This is a genomic window from Bradyrhizobium sp. Ken51 (assembly GCF_055807435.1).
This window is the reverse complement of the sequence record NZ_JBVVPB010000001.1, coordinates 22,290-42,552: the sequence shown is the minus strand read 5'-3', so window position 1 is coordinate 42,552 and position 20,263 is coordinate 22,290. Positions and strand designations below refer to the sequence as shown.

17 protein-coding genes are annotated in these 20,263 nt (G+C 65.0%); 6 read left to right on the top strand and 11 right to left on the bottom strand.

Annotation, left to right across the window (positions count from 1 at the left end):
• Nucleotides 1–7 precede the first annotated feature (7 nt).
• From AC0L27_RS00200 to AC0L27_RS00160, 9 genes are read right to left on the bottom strand one after another with little or no spacing between them, the layout of a single operon-like run.
• Nucleotides 8–985 (bottom strand): ABC transporter permease, encoded by a 978-nt coding sequence (locus tag AC0L27_RS00200; protein ID WP_354055878.1) that lies wholly within the window; start codon nt 983–985, stop codon nt 8–10.
• On the bottom strand, nt 982–1,932 hold the full coding sequence (locus AC0L27_RS00195; RefSeq protein ID WP_354206503.1) for an ABC transporter permease: 951 nt from the start codon (nt 1,930–1,932) through the stop codon (nt 982–984). The genes AC0L27_RS00200 and AC0L27_RS00195 overlap by 4 nt, the downstream gene beginning before the upstream one ends.
• Complete coding sequence (locus tag AC0L27_RS00190) at nt 1,925–3,451, bottom strand: sugar ABC transporter ATP-binding protein (RefSeq protein WP_354206501.1); 1,527 nt, start codon at nt 3,449–3,451, stop codon at nt 1,925–1,927. The genes AC0L27_RS00195 and AC0L27_RS00190 overlap by 8 nt, the downstream gene beginning before the upstream one ends.
• Nucleotides 3,448–4,842, bottom strand: coding sequence for an FAD-linked oxidase C-terminal domain-containing protein (locus tag AC0L27_RS00185; RefSeq protein WP_354206499.1), 1,395 nt, complete (start codon nt 4,840–4,842; stop codon nt 3,448–3,450). The genes AC0L27_RS00190 and AC0L27_RS00185 overlap by 4 nt, the downstream gene beginning before the upstream one ends.
• A 56-nt stretch (nt 4,843–4,898) precedes the next feature.
• The gene (locus AC0L27_RS00180) at nt 4,899–5,783 is read right to left on the bottom strand and encodes an intradiol ring-cleavage dioxygenase (protein ID WP_354055870.1); all 885 of its coding nucleotides are present in this window, start codon (nt 5,781–5,783) and stop codon (nt 4,899–4,901) included.
• Between the two features lie 15 nt (nt 5,784–5,798).
• On the bottom strand, nt 5,799–6,701 hold the full coding sequence (locus tag AC0L27_RS00175; protein WP_354206497.1) for an NAD(P)-dependent oxidoreductase: 903 nt from the start codon (nt 6,699–6,701) through the stop codon (nt 5,799–5,801).
• A 20-nt stretch (nt 6,702–6,721) separates the two neighbouring features.
• Nucleotides 6,722–8,092 (bottom strand): amidohydrolase family protein, encoded by a 1,371-nt coding sequence (locus AC0L27_RS00170; protein WP_473317809.1) that lies wholly within the window; start codon nt 8,090–8,092, stop codon nt 6,722–6,724.
• A 4-nt stretch (nt 8,093–8,096) separates the two neighbouring features.
• Nucleotides 8,097–9,176 carry a maleylacetate reductase gene (locus AC0L27_RS00165; protein WP_354206493.1) on the bottom strand — a complete coding sequence of 360 codons (1,080 nt, stop codon included), beginning with the start codon at nt 9,174–9,176 and terminating at the stop codon, nt 8,097–8,099.
• Nucleotides 9,173–9,496: a Dabb family protein gene (locus AC0L27_RS00160; protein ID WP_018458706.1), complete on the bottom strand. Its 324-nt coding sequence runs from the start codon at nt 9,494–9,496 to the stop codon at nt 9,173–9,175. The genes AC0L27_RS00165 and AC0L27_RS00160 overlap by 4 nt, the downstream gene beginning before the upstream one ends.
• A 108-nt stretch (nt 9,497–9,604) precedes the next feature.
• Here AC0L27_RS00160 and AC0L27_RS00155 point away from each other — a divergent pair, with 108 nt between their 5' ends.
• The 6 genes from AC0L27_RS00155 (at nt 9,605) to mdlC (ending at nt 17,332) form a co-directional block, all read left to right on the top strand.
• Nucleotides 9,605–10,528 (top strand): LysR family transcriptional regulator, encoded by a 924-nt coding sequence (locus AC0L27_RS00155; RefSeq protein WP_354206491.1) that lies wholly within the window; start codon nt 9,605–9,607, stop codon nt 10,526–10,528.
• 43 nt (nt 10,529–10,571) lie between these two features.
• On the top strand, nt 10,572–11,039 hold the full coding sequence (locus AC0L27_RS00150; RefSeq protein WP_354206489.1) for a MarR family winged helix-turn-helix transcriptional regulator: 468 nt from the start codon (nt 10,572–10,574) through the stop codon (nt 11,037–11,039).
• Nucleotides 11,040–11,085: 46 nt separating this feature from the next.
• Nucleotides 11,086–12,795, top strand: a complete 1,710-nt coding sequence (locus AC0L27_RS00145) for an FAD-dependent oxidoreductase (protein ID WP_354206487.1) — start codon at nt 11,086–11,088, stop codon at nt 12,793–12,795.
• Between the two features lie 87 nt (nt 12,796–12,882).
• Nucleotides 12,883–14,205 (top strand): MFS transporter, encoded by a 1,323-nt coding sequence (locus AC0L27_RS00140; RefSeq protein ID WP_354206485.1) that lies wholly within the window; start codon nt 12,883–12,885, stop codon nt 14,203–14,205.
• A 34-nt stretch (nt 14,206–14,239) separates the two neighbouring features.
• Complete coding sequence (locus AC0L27_RS00135; protein ID WP_354206483.1) at nt 14,240–15,688, top strand: aldehyde dehydrogenase; 1,449 nt, start codon at nt 14,240–14,242, stop codon at nt 15,686–15,688.
• A gap of 36 nt (nt 15,689–15,724) precedes the next feature.
• Entirely contained in the window at nt 15,725–17,332 is a 1,608-nt protein-coding gene (gene mdlC / locus AC0L27_RS00130) for a benzoylformate decarboxylase (RefSeq protein WP_354254140.1), read from the top strand.
• Here mdlC and AC0L27_RS00125 read toward each other — a convergent pair.
• Nucleotides 17,329–18,864: a glucosamine inositolphosphorylceramide transferase family protein gene (locus AC0L27_RS00125; protein ID WP_354206479.1), complete on the bottom strand. Its 1,536-nt coding sequence runs from the start codon at nt 18,862–18,864 to the stop codon at nt 17,329–17,331. The genes mdlC and AC0L27_RS00125 overlap by 4 nt on opposite strands.
• Nucleotides 18,865–18,894: 30 nt before the next feature.
• On the bottom strand, nt 18,895–20,070 hold the full coding sequence (locus AC0L27_RS00120; protein ID WP_354207327.1) for a glycosyltransferase family 4 protein: 1,176 nt from the start codon (nt 20,068–20,070) through the stop codon (nt 18,895–18,897).
• Nucleotides 20,071–20,263 lie beyond the last annotated feature (193 nt).

Genomic DNA, 20,263 nt, shown 5'->3' with positions numbered 1-20,263 from the left:
CAAGAACTCATTGCGCGCGGCGCCGGGTCTTCATGTCGAGCCAGACCGCGAGAATGACGATGATGCCGGTGACCAGCGGCTGCCAGTTGGCGCTGACCGACAAGAGGTTCATGCCGTTCAGCACCAGCGTCAGGATCAGTGCGCCGATGAAGGTGCCGAACACCGTGCCGACGCCGCCGAACAGCGATGTGCCGCCGATCAGCACGGCGGCGATCGCGGGCAGCGTCAGGCTTTCGCCGATGTCGGCCTCGGCCGAATTGAGCCGCGACAGGAAGATGATCGAGGCGAGCCCCGCCATGGTGCCGGAGACGGCGTAGACCAGCAGCAGGCGGCGCGCGACTGGAATGCCGGAGAGCCGTGCCGCGACCGGATTGGCACCGATCGCATAGATTTCCTGGCCCCAGATCGTTCGTTGCGCAAACAGCGTTCCGATCCCGAGGAACACCAGCAGCAGGTAGACCGGGATCGGCAGGCCGAACAGATAGCCGCTGCCGATCTGGCGGAAGCCGGCCGGGAAGCCGTGAAGGGTTTCGCCCGCCATGTACCAATAGGTGAGGCCGTTCAGCACCCAGAGCATGCCATAGGTGGCGATGAAGGAGGGGATGCGGAGCGCGGTGACCATGACGCCATTGAGCAACCCGACGAGGCCGCCGCAGGCAAGCCCGGTGAGGATGCCGAGCGCCGGCGAGCCGGTCTTGTGGATCACGGTCCCGGCGATGCAGGCGGACAGCGCGACATTAGCGCCGACGGAGAGATCGAGGCCCGCGGTCAGCACCACCAGCGTCAGGCCCGAAGCGATGAAGAAGGTCAGGCTCGCCTGCCTCAGCACATTGAGGATGTTGCCGAGGCTCAGGAAGGAATCGCTGAGCACGGCGAGCACCGCACAGATCAGCAGCGCCGCAAGCAGCCGATAGAACAATTGGATCGCGTCCTGCGACAGGAACGAGCGGGGCGGCGCGACGGCCTCTTTGCTGATGTCGGTCATGCGCGGCTCCTGAGACCATCGAGGAACAGCGCGACGATGACGAGGACACCGACGCTTGCGACCTGCACCGAGGAGGGCAGCGAGATCAGGTTCAGCCCGTTGCGCAGCACGCCCACGGATAGCACGCCGAGCACCGTGCCGAGCAACCAGCCATTGCCGCGCTCGAACGACGTGCCGCCGACGGCAACGGCCGCGATCGCATCGAATTCGAGACCGAGGCCCGCGGTTGGATGCCCGGAATTCATCCGCGCCGTCATCAGCAGGCCCGCGATGCCGGCCATGGCGCCACCGATCGCATAGACCGCGATCAGCAGCCGGTTGGGTGACAGGCCGGCATAGCGCAGCGCCTCCCGGTTGCCGCCGAGCGCGAAGATGTAGGTGCCGAATCGGGTGTGATAGAGGAGGCCGTGAAACGCTGCATAGGTCACCAGCGCCATCACGATCGGCACTGGGACACCAAGAAGCGTCGCCGAATAGATGTCGCGCACACTGTGGGGGATGCCGACCACGCTCTGGCCGTCGCTGACGATCAGCGAAAGGCCCTGCGCCATACCGAGCGTGCCGAGCGTGGCGACAAAGGGCGGGATGCCCACGATGGCAACCAGCCAGCCGTTGGCGAAGCCGAAGGCCGTGCCGACGAGTAGCCCGGCGCCGAGGCCGAGCAACATCGAGTGGGTGGCGAGCGAGACAATCGCGACGCAGAGCGAGGTCAGCGTCAGCACCGCGCCCATCGACAGGTCCAGCCCCTCGGTCATGATGATCAAGGTCATCGGCAGCGCGAGCATGGTCAGGATCGTCGACTGCACCAGCACGTTGGAGAGGTTGGCGACCGACAGGAAGCCGGGCGCGATCGTGCTGAACAGCGCGATCAGCAGCACCAGCACGATGGCAACGCCGGGAATGCGTTGCAGCGGATTCGGTTGTGAAACGACCGTGGCCTCACGCATGATGCATCCCCAGTCGCACGATGTTCTCCTCTGTCAGCTCGTTGCGCGCGAGGTGCCCGGCGATGCGCCCCTCGCGCATCACATAGGCGCGGTCGCAGACATGGCAGATCTCGACCTGTTCGGACGAGATCATCAGCGCCGCCGCGCCCTCCGCGACAAGGCGATCGATGAGGGCAAAGATTTCTGCCTTGGCGCCGATGTCGATGCCCCGGGTCGGTTCATCGAAGATAAAGAGTTTTGAGCCGGCGGCGAGCCACTTGCCGATCACGACCTTCTGCTGATTGCCGCCCGAAAGCAGGCCGACGGTCTGGCGTGCGCCCGGCGTCGCAATGCGCAACTGCCGGATCAGGCCGTCGGCAGTGCGCTGTGCCCGGCGCTGGTCGAACAGACCGCTCGGGAACAGCTTTCGCAGCGCCGATACCACCAGATTGTCACCCACCGACCGCAACAGCGCGAGACCCTCGCTCTTGCGGCTCTCCGGGATCAGCGCGATGCCACGGCGGGCGGCAAGATCAGGCTCGCCGGAGATAGTCTTGCCGTCGAAGACAATCTCGCCTGAGGTCACGGGATCGGCGCCGAAGATCGCACGCGCGACCTCGCTGCGACCCGAGCCAACAAGGCCACATAGGCCGACGATCTCGCCGCGGCGCACCTCGATGTTGATGTCCGAGATTCCGGTGGAGGCGCTCAGGCCCTTGACCTCGAGCAGCACCTCGCCGGGCTTGTCGGCAAAATTGCGCGGATAGGTCATGTCGACGTTGCGACCGACCATCATGCGGACGAGCTGGTCCGGCGTGACGTCGGCCGGGCGAACGCCGTCGATGCGACGACCGTCGCGCAGCACGGTGATGCGGTCGCCGAGCGCGAACACCTCCGCCATGCGGTGCGAGATGTAAACGATGGAAACGCCGTCGGCCTTCAGCCGCGCGATCAGCGCGAACAGCAGCTCAGTCTCGCGATCGGACAGCGCCGCGGTCGGTTCGTCCATCACGAGGATGCGGGCGTTCTGGCTGATCGCTTTGGCGATCTCGACCATCTGCTGCTGCGCCACTCCCAGCTTGTCGACGACGGTGGAAGGATCGATCTCGAACCCGATCATGCCAAGCACACGCCTGGCGTCGGCGAGAATCTTGCTGCGGTCGATCGTGCCAGCGATGCGGCCCTTCGGCTCGCGGCCGAGGAAAATATTCTGGGCGATATCGAGATGGGGCACGAGCGAGAATTCCTGGAAGATCACGGCAATGCCGAGCTTCTGCGCGTCCGCGGCCGAGTTGATCGCGACCTGCTCGCCTTTGTAGTAGAATTCGCCTGCATCGGCGCGATAGGCGCCGCACAGCACCTTCATCAGGCTCGACTTGCCGGCGCCGTTCTCGCCCAGCAGCATATGGACTTCGCCGGGGAAGACGGCAAAGGACACATCGTCCAGCGCCTTTACGCCGGGAAACTCCTTGCTGATGCCGCGCAGCTCCAGCAGCGGCGTGGAGACTGCGGGCTCGACGGCCAGTGCGGCGGTGCTCATGCGCGCGCTCCGCTTGCAAAGATCTTCCCGGGATTCATCAGTCCGTCAGGGTCGAGCGCGGTCTTGATCGACCGCATCACATCGACGGCCTCGCCGAGCTCGTCGGTGAGATAGTCGATCTTGCCGAGCCCGATGCCGTGCTCGCCGGTGCAGGTGCCGTCCATGGCAATGGCGCGGGCGACCATCCGGGCCTGAAGCGCCTGGGCGCCTTCGACTTCCTCCGGCCTGGCGGGATCGATCAGGATCAGCATGTGGAAATTGCCGTCTCCGACATGGCCGACGATAGGCGCCGTAAAACCGTGCTCGTCGGCCTCACGCCGGGTCTCCGTGAGGCATTCCGCCAGCCGCGAGATGGGCACGCAGACATCGGTGATCACGGCACGCGCGCCGGGGCGGAGGCCCAGGCCCGCATAGAGGGTATTGTCGCGGGCGTGCCAGAGCCGGCTGCGATCCTCCGGTGCCTTGGCCCAGGCAAAGCCGTGACCGCCATGGTCGGCGGCGATTGCCTCTGCGGCCTCGGCCTGCTCGGCGACGGAGCTCTCGGAGCCATGGAATTCGAAGAACAGGGTCGGGGCTTCGCGATAGCCGAGCTTCGCATAGGCGTTGATGCCGCGCATCATGACGTCGTCGAGCAACTCGATTCGCGCCACGGGGATCGCGGACTGGATCACGGAGATCGCGGTGTCCACGGCGTTGTGCAGGCTGTCGAAGCTGCAAACCGCGGCCGAGATGGCCTGCGGGACGGGATGCACCTTCAGCGTGATCTCGGTGATGACACCGAGCGTGCCCTCGGCGCCGACGAACATGCGGGTCAGATCGTAACCGGCGGCTGACTTGCGCGCGCGCCGGGCGGTCCGGATCACGCGGCCGTCGGCGAGCACCACCTCCAACGCCATGACGTTGTCCTTCATGGTGCCGTAGCGCACCGCCATGGTGCCGGAGGCGCGCGTGGACGTCATGCCGCCGATCGAGGCGTCGGCACCGGGATCGATCGGAAAGAAAAGTCCGGTGCCGCGCAGCTCCGCATTGAGCTGCTTTCGCGTGATGCCGGGCTGCACGACGACGTCCATGTCGCTCTCGTGCACCGTCAGCACCTTGTTCATGCGTGCGAAGTCGAAGCAGACGCCGCCCGCGACCGCGGCCGCATTGCCTTCGAGCGAGGTCCCGGCGCCGAACGGCACGATGGGCATATTCGCGCCCGCGCACAGCTTGACGATCTCGGCGACCTCCTGCGTGGTTTCAGGGAAGACGACGATGTCGGGCGGCAGGTTGCGATAATGCGACTCGCTCTGCCCATGCTGATCGAGCACGCCACGCGCGACGCTCGCGCGCGGGCCGATCATGCCTGTGAGGCGATCGGCCAATATGCTCGTGCTGACCCGCGGTCCCATCCTTGCTCCCTGTCTGCCTTGTTGTCGGACTCTTGTTGGGTCCGCCGTCGTTCAGCTTAAGCGGCTCGTGCGCTGCTAGCGACCTGCTTCAGGCCGAAATCATAGTTGAGATGATAATATTCGCTGTCCACCATGCGACCATCGGGCGCACGGCCTGGCGGGCACCGCACAAATTCTCGAATCAAGCTGTCCTTGACGCCGAATACCACGTCGCTGTCGAGATACTGGTCGCCGGCCACGAACACATGGGTCACGAGTTGCTCGAAGCCGGGCGCCGAGATCATGAAATGCACGTGCGCCGGGCGCCAGGGATGGCGGCCCTGGACCGCCAGCATGTCGCCGACCGTGCCGTCATGCGGGATCGGATAGGCAGCCGGCTTGATCGACCAGAAATTGAAGCGGCCATTCTGGTCGGTGTGGAAGCGCGCCCGCATCGCGAGATCGCCGATCTTGTCGAGCTGCTGCACGTCGTAATAGCCGTCATCGTCGGAATGCCAGACGTCCACGACGGCGCCGGCAAGCGGCCGTCCGTCGACGGTCGACACCGAGCCGGTGACGAGCATCGGATCGCCTTCCATCGGGCCGGAGATGTCAGCGCCGTTGTCTTTCTCAGGTGACGCCTGCACGAAGAACGGACCGAGCACTGTGGTCTCGGTCGCGCCTTCCGGCACCGGATGGTTGATGGCGTCGACCAGCATGGAGACGCCGAGCGCGTCCGACAGCAGGATGAACTCCTGGCGCTTGTCGTCGCACATGTGACCGGTGCGAGTCAGGAAGTCGATGCCGTATTCCCATTCCTTCTGGGTCGGCCGCACCTCGCGGACGAAGGCATGAAGGTGGCGCACCAGCGCTTCGCTGACCTGCTTGATCCGCGGATCGGTCGCGCCCGCGATCCGCTCCAGCACGGCGTCGGTGATGGTGTTCTCGTTGAAATTGCGCATGGATGCCTCCGTGAATCAGAGTTTGGGCTCGCCGAGGCCGGACAGCCGCTCGATGTGCTTGACGGTCGCGATGAAGTCGGCGTCGCCGTCGCCCTGCGCGACCAGCGAGCCATAGGTCTCCCGCACTTGGGCTGCGAGCTGAAGCGGCACGCCGACGGCGTGGCCGGCGCCGAGGATCAGATCGAGATCCTTGGCCATCTGCCTGCAGGAGAAGGTCGAGTCGAAATCGCGGTTACGCAGCGGCGCGGTCTTGTACTTCACCATCGGTGAGGCGACAGCGCTGTCGTCGAGAACTTTCAGAATATCCTGCCAGCCGATGCCGCCCTTGCGCGCCAGCGCCAGGCTCTCCGCCATCATGGTGGCCGACACCGCGATCATCAGATTGACCGCGAGCTTGGCATAGCGCGCTTCCTCGCCAGACCCGAGATAAGTCTGGGCGCGGGTGAAGGCGGCGAACAGCGGCTTTGCGTTTTCGTAGGCGTCCTTCGGGCCCGAGACGAAGCAGCTCAGGGCGCCGGTGTGGACGATGCTGGCATTGCCCGAGACCGGCGCACGCAGGTAGAGGACACCGCGCGCCTGTGCGGCGGCGTCGACCTCTGCGGAAGCCTCGACGCTCACGGTGCTGGTCTCGATCAGGACAGATCCAGCAGCCATCGCGGCGATGAGGCCGGTGGGGCCGAGCAATGCGCCGCGCAAGGCCGCGTCATCGGGCAAGGACGTGACGATCGTGGCCTTGCCGCCCACGGCCTCGGCCGGTGAAGCGGCAATCGAAATGCCCTGCGCGCGCGCCTCGTCGAGCCGTGCGGCGCTCCGGTCGAACGCGGTCACGGCATAGCCGGCCTTGGCGACGAGCACCGACATCGGCAGACCCATCTTGCCGATCCCGATGAAAGCGATGTTCTTCGAAAAAGCTGTCATTGTTGTTGTCCTTGACGCCCTCAGGCGGCGTGTCCCTGTCGTTCGATGTCCTGCACCAGCCGCCGGCCGGATTGCACGAGCAGTTGCTTTTTCGCCTCCAGACCGTCGGCCAGCAGCCGCCCATTCCGCTTCTTCCAGACGCCGCCGATCATGACGGCCTCGATATTGGCAAGGCTCGTCTGCATCACCACGGTGGAAACGGGATCGTGCACCGGGACGAGGTTGAGATCGGAGCAATCGATGATGACGAGGTCGGCGAGCTTGCCCGGCGTCAGCGAGCCGATCTGGTCTTCGCGGCCGAGCATGCGGGCGCCTTCCGTCGTGATCCAGCGCAGCGCCTCGCGGACGGGGACCGTGGTCGTCGCCGGAATGGCGCCGCTGTTCTTGCGCGAATCCGTGTTGTCCAGTGCCCGCTGCATCGAGAGCGCAACGCGTGCGGCTGAGAAGAGGTCGCCGCCCAGCACGGATTCCAGATCGATGCCGATGGTCGGCCGTACGGCGCGCTTGAGCAGCCGTCCGGTGATCGGAAAGCCGTGGCCCTGGATCATCTCGTTCTCCGGCGTCACCGAGAAGGAGACGCCGAGATCGACCATCCGATCCAGGAGATCATCCGGGAGGTCGTTGCCATGGACGATGTTGGTGCTCGCGCCGACGAGACCCGCCTCGATCAGCTTCTCCCAGCCAACAGGCGTCTTGGCGGGCCCACCGCCCTGATGCATCGATGCGATCAGCTTGAACTCGCGTGCCAGACGGAAATCGTGCATGGCGACGTCGAGCGTCGAATAATGCGGGCCGAGGATGGCGAGCCCAAGCGTGACGAGGCCGTCGCGGTCGGCGAGGGGGCCCGCCAGCAGCCGCTCGACTTCATGGCGTGGATGCGGGATCTCCGAGAAGTGCGGTTCGCCCGGTTTCGGCTCGGGCTTGGGCGAGCCGTGGAAGAAGGCCGCGCGGATACCGCTCTCGATCAGGCCGCGCACGGCGGCGTCGGTATGATCGGGCGTCGGATTGTTGTGGCACCAGTCGACCAGCGTGGTGGTGCCGTGGTTGATCTGATTCAGCGCGCCCACCAAGGTCGCGATATAAATGTCCTCGGGCCTGAAGACCGTCGCGAGCCCGGCATGCATGCGGCGAAAATATTCCAGCAACGTCCAGTTGGCAGCATAGCCGCGCAAGCCCGTTTGCCAGGTGTGCATATGCGCGTTGATCAGGCCGGGGATGACGATGCGCCCGGTGCCGTCGACGATCTCCGTCTCGGCCGCGCCGCCGAGGTCGATCGATGAGCGCACGTCAACGATGCGGCTCCCCTCGATCAGCACGTCGCCGTCAGGTAGATCGCCGATCGCATCATCCATGCTGATAATGATCGCGGATTTGATCAGCGTGCGCCGCATGGAATTAAACCGCGGCTTTGATAGCGTCGGGCGGCTCGCCGGCCCAGGCGCGCGCGATCAGGTCGCGGATGGCGTTGCGTTCGAGCGGGCGCGGGTTCCAGTAGGCGTTGGTGACCGCGAGATCCGCGGCCTTGTCGATGCCGCTTTCGGGCATGCCGATGTCGCGCAATGCGACCTTCGCACCCAGCCGCTTCGCGAGTTCGAAGAGTCCTTGCGATGCATCGGCGGCGCCGATTGCGCGTGAGATGCGCGCCATCGCGTCGGGCACGGCGGGCGCGTTGTAGGCCAGCGCATGCGGTAGCACGACGGTGTGGGTCTCGGCATGCGGCAGGTCGAAGGTGCCGCCGAGCGTATGGCAGAGCTTGTGATGCAGCGCCATGCCGACTGTGCCGAGGCAGACGCCGCACAGCCAGGCCCCATACAGTGCTTCGGTGCGAGCCTCGCGATCGTCGCCCTTGGCGGCGATGGCGGGGAGGGCACGTGCCAACGCGCGAATGCCTTCTTCCGCCATCAGCGACGTGACCGGATTGGTGTCGCGCGCGTAGAGCGCTTCGGCCGCATGCGCGATTGCGTTGATGCCTGATGTCGCGGCCAGGCTCGCCGGCAAAGTCAAAGTGAGATCGACATCGTAGATCACGGTCTCCGGCAGGATGGCGGCGTCGCGTACCGTGGTCTTCAGGCCGTTCTCGGTCTGGCCGACGATCGGCGTCATCTCCGAGCCGGCATAAGTGGTGGGAATGCAGAGCTGGTTGATTCCGGTGCGCAGGGCCAGCGCCTTGCCAAGTCCGGTCGTGGATCCGCCACCGAGGGAAATGACGCAGTCGGCCCCGCACGCCTTCATCGCCGCGAGCGCCCGCTCGGTGACCTCGACCGGCGTGTGCATGGTCGCGCCCGGAAAGATGCCGGCGTAAAGCGGGCCGAGCGCCGCGCCCAAGCTTTTGCCCTGCGCCTCCTGCTGCGGCGTCGTCAGCACCAGCGCGCGCTTGCCGCCGAGACGCTCGACCTCGGCCTTGGCCGAGGCAAGCGTTCCGCTGCCGAACACGACGCGGCAGGGCAGGTTTTCAAAGGTGAACGTACCGATCATGCGCCGGTCTCTTTGATGGGATAATCGACCTGGAAGCGTCCGATCCGCAAGTCGCCCAGCGCCTCGCGCACGCGCAAATGTTCCGGGTGGGTGGCATAGGCCGCGAGCGCAGCGTGGTCGGTGAATTCGGAGAACAGAACGACGTCGCAGGCGTAGTCGACATCGCTGACATCGAGACCGACTTCGATATGGGTGAGGCCGTCGATCCGGCCGCGCAGCCCCTCGAACAGGGTCTTGACCTTGACCCGGGCGGCGGAACGCTCCGCCGGCGTCTCCCCGCGCAGCCGCCACATCACGATGTGCCTGATCGGGCCCGACATTTCCCTGTTTCCTCGCCTGCTATCTTGCTTGTGTTTGGGCCATTTTGACTTGCGGGATACGGAAATAAAGATCAATAATCGTAAGTCTCTTTTCCTATTTGCGAAAAAATGGACCGCCTGCTCCAGTTGGAAGTGTTCGCCAAGACGGCCGAGCTCGGCAGCCTGTCCAAAGCTGCCGAGGCCCTGCGCATGTCGAATGCTGCCGCGAGCCGCCATCTCAGCGCGCTCGAGGAGCGCCTTGCGGTCCGGCTGATCGAGCGCAACACCCGTCGGCTGTGGTTGACGGAGGCGGGGCAGGAACTGCTGGAGCGCTCGAGCCGGGTTTTGAGCGAACTGGCGGAAGCAGAGGACATCGTCAGCGATCGCGCGCTGTCGCCGCAGGGCACGCTGCGGGTCACGAGTTCGCTCTCCTTTGCGGTGATCTATTTGGCGCCGATGCTGCCGGCCTTCCGCGCGCGCTATCCGAAGCTCAACATGCAGATCACCACCGCCAACCGGTACTCCGATTTCATCGAGGCCGGCATTGACGTGGCGATCAGGACGCGCGAGCAGGAGCCGGATTCGAACATCATCGTCCGCCGCATTGGCCAGATGCGGCGTGTGCTCGCTGCCGCGCCGTCATATCTCGCAAGCTGCGGCGAGCCGGAACAGCCGGTCGATCTCGCGCGCCATAACATGCTGGTCTACAATCTCGCCAACGATCCCTATTCGCTGCGCCTGCGCAAAGGCAATGGCGCGCAGACTGTTCGCATCACGCCGACGCTCGATAGCAATGACGGTCAGGTCATCCGTGGCGCCGCACTGGCGGGGCTCGGCATTCTCATCCAGCCGCTGTACATCGTGCAAAGCGATATCGCAGCGGGCCGTCTCGTCCCGGTCCTGTTGGAGTGGGAGCTGCCGCTGCTGACGATGAACATCGCCTACCAGAACCGTGCCGGACTGCCGGCCAAGATCAGAGTCTTTTCAGACTTCCTGGTCAGCCACATCCGCGAGCATTCGCAGCCGGGGATCTGGATCGACGCGGCGAAGTGAGCGACATTTTCGACTTCAGGCGGCTTTGTAGAAGGCACATCCATTGAAAGCCAGGACATCCGGTACCGCATGGCGGCATGCCAACATCGGTCGGCTGCTCAACAACGCGGTGCGGCGCTTCGAAAGTCGTGTGCTCGAGCTGATGAGCGAGAAGGGGCATGGCGAAACGCGGATCGCGCATGTCGGCCTCACACGCAATCTCGACGTGGAGGGGACCAGACTGACGGAGCTCGCCCGCCGCGCTTCCATGAGCAAGCAGGCGATGGGCGAGCTGGTCGATCAATGCGCCGAGCTCGGCCTGGTCGATCGCATCGCCGATCCGACCGATCGGCGCGCGCGCATCGTCATGTTTACGCCAGCCGGGCGCAAATGGCTCGACGCGTTCCGCGATGCGGTCGATGTCGCCGAGCAGGAGATGCGCGCCGAGCTCGGCAAGGCCACGATGGATGCGATCCTGAAGGGTTTGGCGATCTATGGCGCGACGTTCGACACCCTCGATGACGTCGATTAGTCAGGCTCCTTGACGATATCGTCAGGCGACCTTACCATGCAGAATAATGCTGGTAAGGAGAAGCGTCTTGGAAACATGTCTGACGGCCTCGGTGCTCATCGTGGGCGGGGGGCCCTGCGGCCTGATGCTCGCCAACGAGCTCGGCCGGCGCGGCGTGTCCGCGATCCTGGTCGATGAAAAGCCGGGCACGGCATTCAATCCGCAAGCCAATGCGACGCAGGCGCGCTCGATGGAGCACTATCGGCGGCTGGGTTTTGCCGACGAAATCCGACGCGAAGGTCTGCCAGCGGATTATCCGACCGACGTTGCGTACTTCACGCGCTACACCGGTTACGAGCTGGCCCGATTTCAGTTGCCGTCATCGTCACGCGCGGGCGAGCTCGTCAAGGGCATGTCGGGCTCCTGGAGCGCGGCCGAACTGCCGCATCGGGTCTCGCAAAAATATGTCGAGGCGGTGCTGCGCCGCCATGCCGAACGAATCCCCGGAGTGAAGCTCAACTACAGCCACAGGCTGATCGGCTACGTAGAGAGCGGCGACGGCATCGTCGCCGACGTCGAATGTCTCGATGATGGCAGCCGATTTCAGATCCGGGCCAACTTCCTGGTCGGAGCGGACGGGCCGCGCTCGATGGTCCGGCAGTCGCTCGGGATTGCCTACGGCGGCGAAACCGGAATGCAGCGTGATTTCATGGGCGGCCGCATGCTGGCGGTCTATCTCCGTTCGCCCGGATTCTACGCGAGCGTCCCGCACGCCAAGGCGTGGATGTATAATTGCTTCAACGGCGACCGCCGCGCCTTCATGGCATCCGTGAACGGTCGCGACGAGTTTGCGTTTCATACGCAGCTTCGCTCCGATGAGGACGAAACTGCGATCACGATCGACGAAGCCAAAGCCGCGTTCCAGCGCGCCTGCGGCGCACCGATCGATTGCGAGGTGCTCTCGTTCCTGACCTGGACCGCCGGTCACGCGCTGGTCGCGAATGGAATGCAGCGGGGCAGGGTGTTCCTTGGCGGCGACGCGGCGCATCTGTTCACGCCGACCGGCGGGCTTGGCTACAACACCGCGATCGAGGATGCGGTCAATCTCGGCTGGAAGCTCGCAAGCGTCGTCAAGGGGGTGAGCCCGGCGGGGCTGCTCGACAGCTATGAGGTCGAGCGGCGTCCGGTGGCGCTGCGCAACACCGATTATGCGCGTCGCTTTGCCGACTCGCTCGGTCTGTTCGCGCCCGCGCCTGACATCGAGGATGCCACCGACGCCGGCGACGAGGCGCGGCGGACGGCGGGCGTCTATCTCGAACAGCACGCCCGCGCCGAATTCAACATCCCCGGCGTCACCTTCGGGGGGCGTTACGACGGCTCGCCGATCATCGTTTCCGATGGCAGCCAGCCGCCGCCGGACGCCGCGAACGTCTACGTTCCGAGCGCCTGCCCCGGCGGCCGCGCCCCGCATGCGTGGTTGGACGACGGCGTCTCCCTGTACGACCTGTTCGGGTTCGAGTGGACGCTGCTCCAGTTCGGCGAGGTCATGTCCGCGCATGCGTCAGTTGCCGAGACCATCCGCGCGATCGGGGTCGATGTGAAACTCGTCACGCTGCCGAAATCCCTGCGCGATCTCTACGACGCCGATCTCGCTTTGATACGCCCCGACCAGATCGTGGCCTGGCGCGGCAGCGCGTCACAGGCCGGGATGATCGGAGGCGTCCTCGCCTGCGCACTTGGACACAGCGCGAGCGACGTCGCGCGCCTGGCCAGCTGATCGATCCTGCCGCCGCATCCGATCAGCGGCTGCGCGGCCAACAACAACAAGACAACAAATCGAAAAATTACACCGGAGGAGGAAACCGTGACGACAAGAGCATTGGAGGACTACGACGATCATGCCGCCACCGCCACCGCCGAGCAGACGGCGAGCAGCCGCCGGCGTATCCTGATCGCCGGCACCATCGGCACCGCGATCGAATGGTACGACTTCTTCATCTACGGCCTGATCGCGCCGCTGGTGTTCGATCAGCTGTTCTTTCCGAAGTTCGATCAACTCACGGCGACTATCGCGGTGTTCGCGACGTTCTCAGTCGGTTTCTTGGCGCGTCCGCTCGGCGGACTGGTGTTCGGTCATTTCGGCGACCGCCTCGGCCGAAAGTCCGTCTTGCTGTGTACGCTCCTCATGATGGGACTTGCGACCATGTCGATCGGTCTGTTGCCGACCTACGCCAGTGTGGGTGTGGCCGCGACGGTCGCGCTCGTCATGCTGCGCTTCCTCCAGGGTTTTGCGCTCGGCGGCGAGTCGACCGCAGCGATCCTGATGGCGATCGAGACGGCGCCTGGCCACCGGCGCGGGTTCTCGGCCGCGGTGATCCAGGCCGCAGGACCTGTCGGCGTCGTGCTCGCCTCGTTTGCGGCGCTCACGATCTCGCGGCTGCCGGAAGCGGACCTGCTGTCATGGGGCTGGCGCGTTCCGTTCCTGATCAGCGCGGTGCTGGTCGCGCTCGGCGTCTACATGCGCCTGCGCATCGAGGAGAGCGCGACGTTCCGAAAGGCGAAGACGACTGAAGCAGCGCCTGTGGTCGAAGCAGTGCGGGAGCACTGGCGGCCGATCCTCATCGTGTTCTTCGCCGAGATGGCGCAGACATCCTATTTCTATCTGACGGCCATCTTCACCATCTCCTTCGCGACCCGTCAGCTCGGCGTCCAGAAGGACGTCATCACGCAGGCCGTGCTGTTCGCCAATCTCGTCGGGCTCGTTGCGATGCCCCTCATCGGCGCCTGGTCCGACCGCATCGGGCGAAAGCGTCTGTTTCTGGCCGGCTTGGTGCTCGCAGCCATCTCGATGTTTGCATTCTACGGTGTGGTCGCGAGCCGCGACACGGTGCTGGTGACGGGCGCGGTGATCCTCGCCGCGGGAATGATCCATCCGCTGATGTTCGGCAGCGAAGGGAGCTATTTCCCCGAATTGTTTCCGACCCGCATTCGCTTCACCGGCGTATCGATCGGAAAGCAGCTTGGGACGGTGCTGGGCGGCGGCATCGCGCCGCTAGTCGCCACCAGCCTGTTTGCGCAGACGGGCTCCACCTACGCGATCACAGGATACTACGTCGTGCTCGCGCTCGCGGCGATGATCGCGCTCGGCTTCGCGCGTGAAACCGGCAAGTCGCGGCTACTCGGCTAGGGCGAGCGCCATCACCAACACCAGGGAGGTCTTCATGGACGTCAGTCTTCTCATCAACGGGCAGGATCAGGCCGCTTCCAGCGGCAAGATGTTCGAGCGGCGCAATCCGCTGTCGCAGGAGGTCGCAAGCCGCGCGGCCGCCGCGACCGCTTCCGATGCCGACGCCGCGGTGGCGGCGGCCTCCGCCGCCCTTGCCGCATGGTCGGCGCTTGGCCCGAATGCGAGGCGCGCGCTGTTGCTGGAGGCCGCAGACGCACTCGACGCCAAGCGCGACGCCTTCATTAAGATCATGATGGCCGAGATCGGCACGACGGAGATCTGGTCCGCCTTCAACGTCAAGCTCGCGACCGGCATGCTGCGCGAAGCGGCGTCGCTCACCACGCAGATCGCCGGCGAGGTGATCCCGTCGGACAAGCCGGGATGTCTCGCGATGTCCGTTCGCCAGCCGGCCGGCGTCTGCCTCGGCATCGCGCCGTGGAATGCGCCGATCATTCTCGGCGTTCGCGCCATGGCGACGGCGCTCGCCTGCGGCAATACGGTCGTGCTCAAGGCGTCCGAGATCTGCCCGGGAACGCACCGATTGATCGGCGAGGTCTTCAAGGACGCAGACTTTCCGCCCGGTGTCGTGAATGTTCTGACCAACGCACCGGCCGATGCGCCCGCTCTGGTGGAACGCCTGATCGCCAATCCTGCCGTGCGGCGGATCAATTTCACCGGTTCGACCCGCGTCGGTCGCGTCATCGCCGAACTCGCCGGGCGCCACCTCAAGCCGGTGCTGCTCGAGCTTGGCGGCAAGGCGCCTCTGGTCGTACTCGACGATGCCGATCTCGATGCCGCCGTCGCGGCCGTGGCATTCGGCGCCTTCATCAATCAGGGCCAGGTCTGCATGTCCACCGAGCGGGTGATCGTCGACGAGGCGGTGGCGGCGTCCTTTGTCGAGAAGCTTGCGAAGAAAACGGCTACGCTTCCGGCCGGCGACCCGCGTCCTGGTCCGGTTGTCGTCGGCTCGATGATCGACGAAGCGCCGGGCAAGCATGTCGTTGCACTGATCGATGACGCGATCGCCAAAGGCGCCGTCAAGCTCGCGGGCGGCGACCGGGTTGGCACGGTCGTTCCGGCCACCGTGCTCGACCGCGTGGTGCCCGGCATGCGCATCTACACCGAGGAGAGCTTTGGTCCCGTCGTCTCGGTGATCCGCGCAAGTGGCGTGGACGATGCCGTGCGGCTCGCCAACGATACCGAGTACGGCCTCTCGGCCGCCGTGTTCGGCCGTGACGTCGCGCGTGCGCTGACGGTGGCGCAGCGTATCGAAAGCGGCATCTGCCACGTTAACGGCCCGACCGTGCATGACGAGGCGCAGATGCCGTTCGGCGGCGTGAAGGGATCGGGCTACGGCCGCTTCGGCGGCCAGGCCGGCATCGCCGAGTTCACCAATCTGCGTTGGATCACCATCGAGACCCAGCCGCAGCACTATCCCTTCTAAGCGCGCCGCAAGCGAAGCCCACCAGGACGTCCATTCATGAATTCGAAAATTCTCACGGTTCGAGAAGCGACCCTCGGTGTGCTTCGGTCATTTAGCGTCGATCGCGTTTTTGGCAATCCCGGCTCGACCGAGCTTGCCTTCCTCGGCGACTGGCCCGATGACATCGACTATGTGCTCGGTCTGCAGGAAGCCTGCGTCGTCGGCATGGCGGATGGCTATGCGCAGGCGACGGGGCGTCCGGCTTTCGTCAATCTGCACTCGGCGGCCGGGCTTGGTCATGCGCTCGGCAATCTCTTCACCGCGTTCCGCAACAAGACGCCAATGGTCGTGACAGCCGGACAGCAGGCACGCAGCCTGTTGCGGATGCGACCCTATCTCTTCTCCGAGGACGCCGCACAGTTCCCAAAGCCCTATGTGAAATGGAGCGCCGAACCGGCGCGCGCCGAAGATGTTCCAGCGGCGATCGCGCAGGCCTTCCTCACCGCCATGCAGCATCCGCGCGGTCCGACATTCGTGTCGGTGCCGTCGGATGACTGGGCGCGGCCCGCAGTCGCTCCGCCGGTCCGCCACATCGCGACGGAGTTTGCGCCGGATCCGGCGGCGATCGTTCGGCTCGGCGCGGCGATCCGAGCCGCCAAAAAACCTATCTTCGTTGTCGGACCCGAGATCGACCGCAGCGGCTGCGTCGACGCGATGGTCGCTGTGGCCGAGCAGGCGAGCGCGGCCGTTTGGGCAAGCCCGATGTCGAGCCGTTCGAGCTTTCCGGAATTGCATCCGCTGTTCGCCGGCTTCCTTCCGGCAGCACCAGGAGGTCTCGCCCGCGCCCTGCGCGGCGCCGATCTGATCATCGTGGTCGGCGCGCCGGTGTTTACTTTCCATGTCGAAGGACAATGCGAATTGCTCGACGACGGAACGCCGGTCTGGCAGATCACGGATGATCCGACGGAAGCCGCATCCGCTTCTGTCGGTGACACCATCATCAGCACGCTCCCGAAAGCACTGGCTGGGCTGCTGTCGGCGATGCCAGATATCGCTGAGCGCGAGGTGCCGGCCCCGCGCATGCGGCCTTCCGCTCCTGCCGCGCAAAATCCGATTCCGCCGAGCCATGCGCTCGCCCGGCTCTCGGCGTTGATGCCGAGCGATGCGATCGTGGTCGAGGAGGCGCCGTCGCATCGTCCTGCCATTCAACAATTCCTGCCGCGGCCGGGCGCGGACAGCTTCTACACGATGACGAGCGGCGGACTTGGTTACAGCCTGCCAGCCTCCGTCGGCGTGGCGCTGGCGCGGCCGGGCCGCCGCATCGTCGCCCTGATCGGCGACGGATCGGCGATGTATTGCATCCAGGCGATCTGGACCGCGGTGCAACGCCGCCTGCCGATCGCCTTCGTGGTCATGAACAATTCAGGCTATGGCGCGATGCGCGCCTTCAGCCAGCTGATGCAGGCGCATCGCCCGCCCGGAATTGACTTGCCCGGGCTCGACTTCGTGGCGCTCGCAAGGGGAATGGGTTGTCCGGGGCGGCGCGTGACCGATGCCGGGGATGTCGACTACGCCTTGACCGAAGCGTTGGCATCGAGCGGCCCGGCGCTGGTCGATATCGCCGTCGATGACGCCACGACGGACCTGTTCAGCCATCCGCGTTAGCTGGCGGTAGAGGGACTGGTTCGCGGCGACAGAACGGCCGATGGAAATTTGCCCCCAAAGGCGCGGGTCTTGGGTTGAACACGCGATCCGTCGATCACCTCGAGCTGTCCGCAGCGGTTCAAGGTGTGCAACTTCCTGCCGGGCCATACCGGTCCGGGCCTCACAGAGTGACGGACGATCTGCTTGAACGTCGTCGGCGATAGTTCGGCGATTTCCGCCAGCGCGAGCGCTGCCCCGTATCCGTCGGCACAATCCTGGACCGGTCGCCACAATCGTTCATTGATGGTGACGAAATTCCCCGCCGGCCGCGTGCTCGCGCGATCGATCAGGACCGGGTTGCTGGCGTGCGGCAACCAGGGGCCCATGAGGTGCTCGGCATAATAGATCGCCAGCGAATCCGAATAGCCGCCGGTGCCGTCGCGCCAGGCTCCGAACAGATAATTCAGGCCGTTGTGCCGGGTGATCGTGGCATCGGCCAGCTCGACGCCCGAAAGCAGCGTTGCGTGCCGCTCCCATTTGTCCGGAAACCGAACGCATTTATAGAGGGCGACGTCCCCATTGATCGAGCTCTCCGGGATCATCCACAACGCGCCATCGTCCTCGATGAGGAACGGATAAGAGAGGTGCCAAGGCTCCTCCAGAACGGGGACGACCGCTCCGATCGGGCCGGCGTCGTTGAACTCGATCGCGGAAATGATGCCTTTTCCAACCCGGTGATCGAGGTCTTCAAAGAAGACGAATGTTCTTCCCTGCCCGGTGATGGGGAAAGGATCGGCGTAGAAGTGGTTTCCCGGATCGGCAAGGACGTTCCACGAAGGCCCTGACAGATCTCCGGTCTGCCAGACGCCTGCGCCCTTGTTGATGCGCCATCCGACATGCCAATGCGGGGCATAGCAGCAGAGCCGATAGATCTCCTTGGCGATCGATATGGCGAGCCCGCGCGCGACGTACGCCGCCGGCGGGCGGCCGTTGGTGGCTCGAGCGGGGCGTGCCAGCTGCGGCACGATGCGCGGCCGTCCCGACAGGATGGCCGCCACCATGGTCAGGGTTCGCGCCATGACCGTTTCTAGGCCGCCGCTCAGACCGGCTGCGATTTCTCCGGAGGGGTGGCCGCGATCGAGGACTGCACCGTCGATCTCGTCGATGATTTCGATCACGGGCAGATCGCCGGCGAGAATGGCGGCAAGGGCGGCGTTTTCGCCTGCGGCTCCATTGAACAGCGGGCGGAGATACTGCCGGGCGGAGCAGTTCGGATCCCGCGCGGCACCGGTGAAATCGACGATGACGTCTGCCGTGCCGGCGCGAGCCTGCATCCGGTCGGGACTGATCTTCAGCCGATCGGTGCCGCTGTGCTTGCCCTTGTGCAACACCAAACGTTCGAGCTCGAACAGCGCGTCGAGACCTGTGGGGCGCGGCTCCGTCGTTGCCGTCCATACGATCTGGACCGGGACATCCCGGCCGTCGACCGACAGCGTCTCGCGGCCCATCCATCGCCGCGCATGCTCAATTTCACAGCGAAACTCGATGGTCATGTCGAGCCGATCCGTTTCAATGCGTCCCGATCAAATGACCTGGCCGAGAATTCGAACGTATTCTTCCACCATGGCATCCACTGAATAGCGCAGCTTCAGGCCTTTGGCGTTTTGCCGCAGTTCGTCGCTCAGTTTTTGGTCCGTCAGGAGCCTGGAGACGGCCGCGGACAGCTTGGTATGATCGGAGGCATCGACGAACAGCGCTGTCGGTTTTCCTTCGACGGACAACACCTCGCGCAAGACCGGAAGATCGGTGACGACGGAGGGAACGCCGGCGTTTGCGGCCTCCACAGCGGCGAGGCCGAAGGTCTCCGCCTGTGTCGGAAATACGAACACGTCGAGAGCGGCGAGAAACTCCGCCATCTGGCGCGGGGTGATTTCGCCAAGCAGATGCAGCCTGTCCGATACTTTCAAATCATCTGCCAACTGCCGCAGCCGGGCCTCGTCGGCTCCCTGGCCGGCCAATGCGAGGTGCCAGGATGGTTGATCCGGCAACAGACGTATCGCCGCGTCGAGCCGCTTGTGCGGGTGCAATCTTGCTGCGCAGCCGAGCAGGGTGCGATCCGGCGGCAGATTAAATTTCTGTCGCGCAGCTTGCTTCGTCAGCGTGAGGGCCTTGTCGTCGAAGCCGTGCGGGACATGCACCATGCGCGCGCGATAAGCCCTGGGGTAGCGCGAATACTCGCGCTGCATGTCCAGCGAATTGAGCGTGATGCGGTCGAAGAAGCCGAGGCTGCCCATGGCGATGTCGGCGATACGGATCGGCCAGCTCATCGACAGCGCGGAGGAAACCTGATTGGCGATGACAGGCGCGCGGCAAATGAGGCGCGCCACGCCGGCGCCGATGACATTGCCGAAGTGCTGAAAGGTCAGAACGGCGTCGGGCCTCGTGGCCCTGAGATGGCCGCCGAGCGTCCACAGCATTTGCAGCAGCGCCAGCGGGTTTCCCGGCCGGCTCGACGCGCAATAAATCGTGTCCGGCGGCTCATCGAACGAATCCGACTTGCGGAAGAAGAACAGATTGGTGACCCGATAGCCGCGGGCGGTCAGCCCGGCGCCAAGCAGGCGCGAGATCTCCTGCGCACCGGCGTTCTCGGCCTGGGTCTGTACGAGGAGCACGTGCAGCTTTCGTCCGCCACCGTTGGACGGCGGAAGTGCTGTCGCAGTCGTCTCGCCCAACACCCTGTTTGGCTGATAATGCAGCACGGATCCCGACCCACTGAAGAAACGAATTTTTCACCTTCTTAACCGCCTATCTACCATGCGGGCATCACGCGGACACCGACTAGCAAGAAACGGAGTTAATGCGCCCTGCCGCAAGGGCGTCGTTCACCAGGGTATTCCGGCGGTTCCCGACGAAGCGAATAGGACGTGGGTAACTGCCGACCAGCCATCGATA

Bases quoted from the DNA above. Each gene is read 5' to 3' on its own strand.
- AC0L27_RS00200 (WP_354055878.1), bottom strand. From the start codon at position 985: ATGACCGACATCAGCAAAGAGGCCGTCGCGCCGCCCCGCTCGTTCCTG.
- AC0L27_RS00195 (WP_354206503.1), bottom strand. From the start codon at position 1,932: ATGCGTGAGGCCACGGTCGTTTCACAACCGAATCCGCTGCAACGCATT.
- AC0L27_RS00190 (WP_354206501.1), bottom strand. From the start codon at position 3,451: ATGAGCACCGCCGCACTGGCCGTCGAGCCCGCAGTCTCCACGCCGCTG.
- AC0L27_RS00185 (WP_354206499.1), bottom strand. From the start codon at position 4,842: ATGGGACCGCGGGTCAGCACGAGCATATTGGCCGATCGCCTCACAGGC.
- AC0L27_RS00180 (WP_354055870.1), bottom strand. From the start codon at position 5,783: ATGCGCAATTTCAACGAGAACACCATCACCGACGCCGTGCTGGAGCGG.
- AC0L27_RS00175 (WP_354206497.1), bottom strand. From the start codon at position 6,701: ATGACAGCTTTTTCGAAGAACATCGCTTTCATCGGGATCGGCAAGATG.
- AC0L27_RS00170 (WP_473317809.1), bottom strand. From the start codon at position 8,092: ATGCGGCGCACGCTGATCAAATCCGCGATCATTATCAGCATGGATGAT.
- AC0L27_RS00165 (WP_354206493.1), bottom strand. From the start codon at position 9,176: ATGATCGGTACGTTCACCTTTGAAAACCTGCCCTGCCGCGTCGTGTTC.
- AC0L27_RS00160 (WP_018458706.1), bottom strand. From the start codon at position 9,496: ATGTCGGGCCCGATCAGGCACATCGTGATGTGGCGGCTGCGCGGGGAG.
- AC0L27_RS00155 (WP_354206491.1), top strand. From the start codon at position 9,605: ATGGACCGCCTGCTCCAGTTGGAAGTGTTCGCCAAGACGGCCGAGCTC.
- AC0L27_RS00145 (WP_354206487.1), top strand. From the start codon at position 11,086: ATGCTGGTAAGGAGAAGCGTCTTGGAAACATGTCTGACGGCCTCGGTG.
- AC0L27_RS00135 (WP_354206483.1), top strand. From the start codon at position 14,240: ATGGACGTCAGTCTTCTCATCAACGGGCAGGATCAGGCCGCTTCCAGC.
- mdlC (WP_354254140.1), top strand. From the start codon at position 15,725: ATGAATTCGAAAATTCTCACGGTTCGAGAAGCGACCCTCGGTGTGCTT.
- AC0L27_RS00125 (WP_354206479.1), bottom strand. From the start codon at position 18,864: ATGACCATCGAGTTTCGCTGTGAAATTGAGCATGCGCGGCGATGGATG.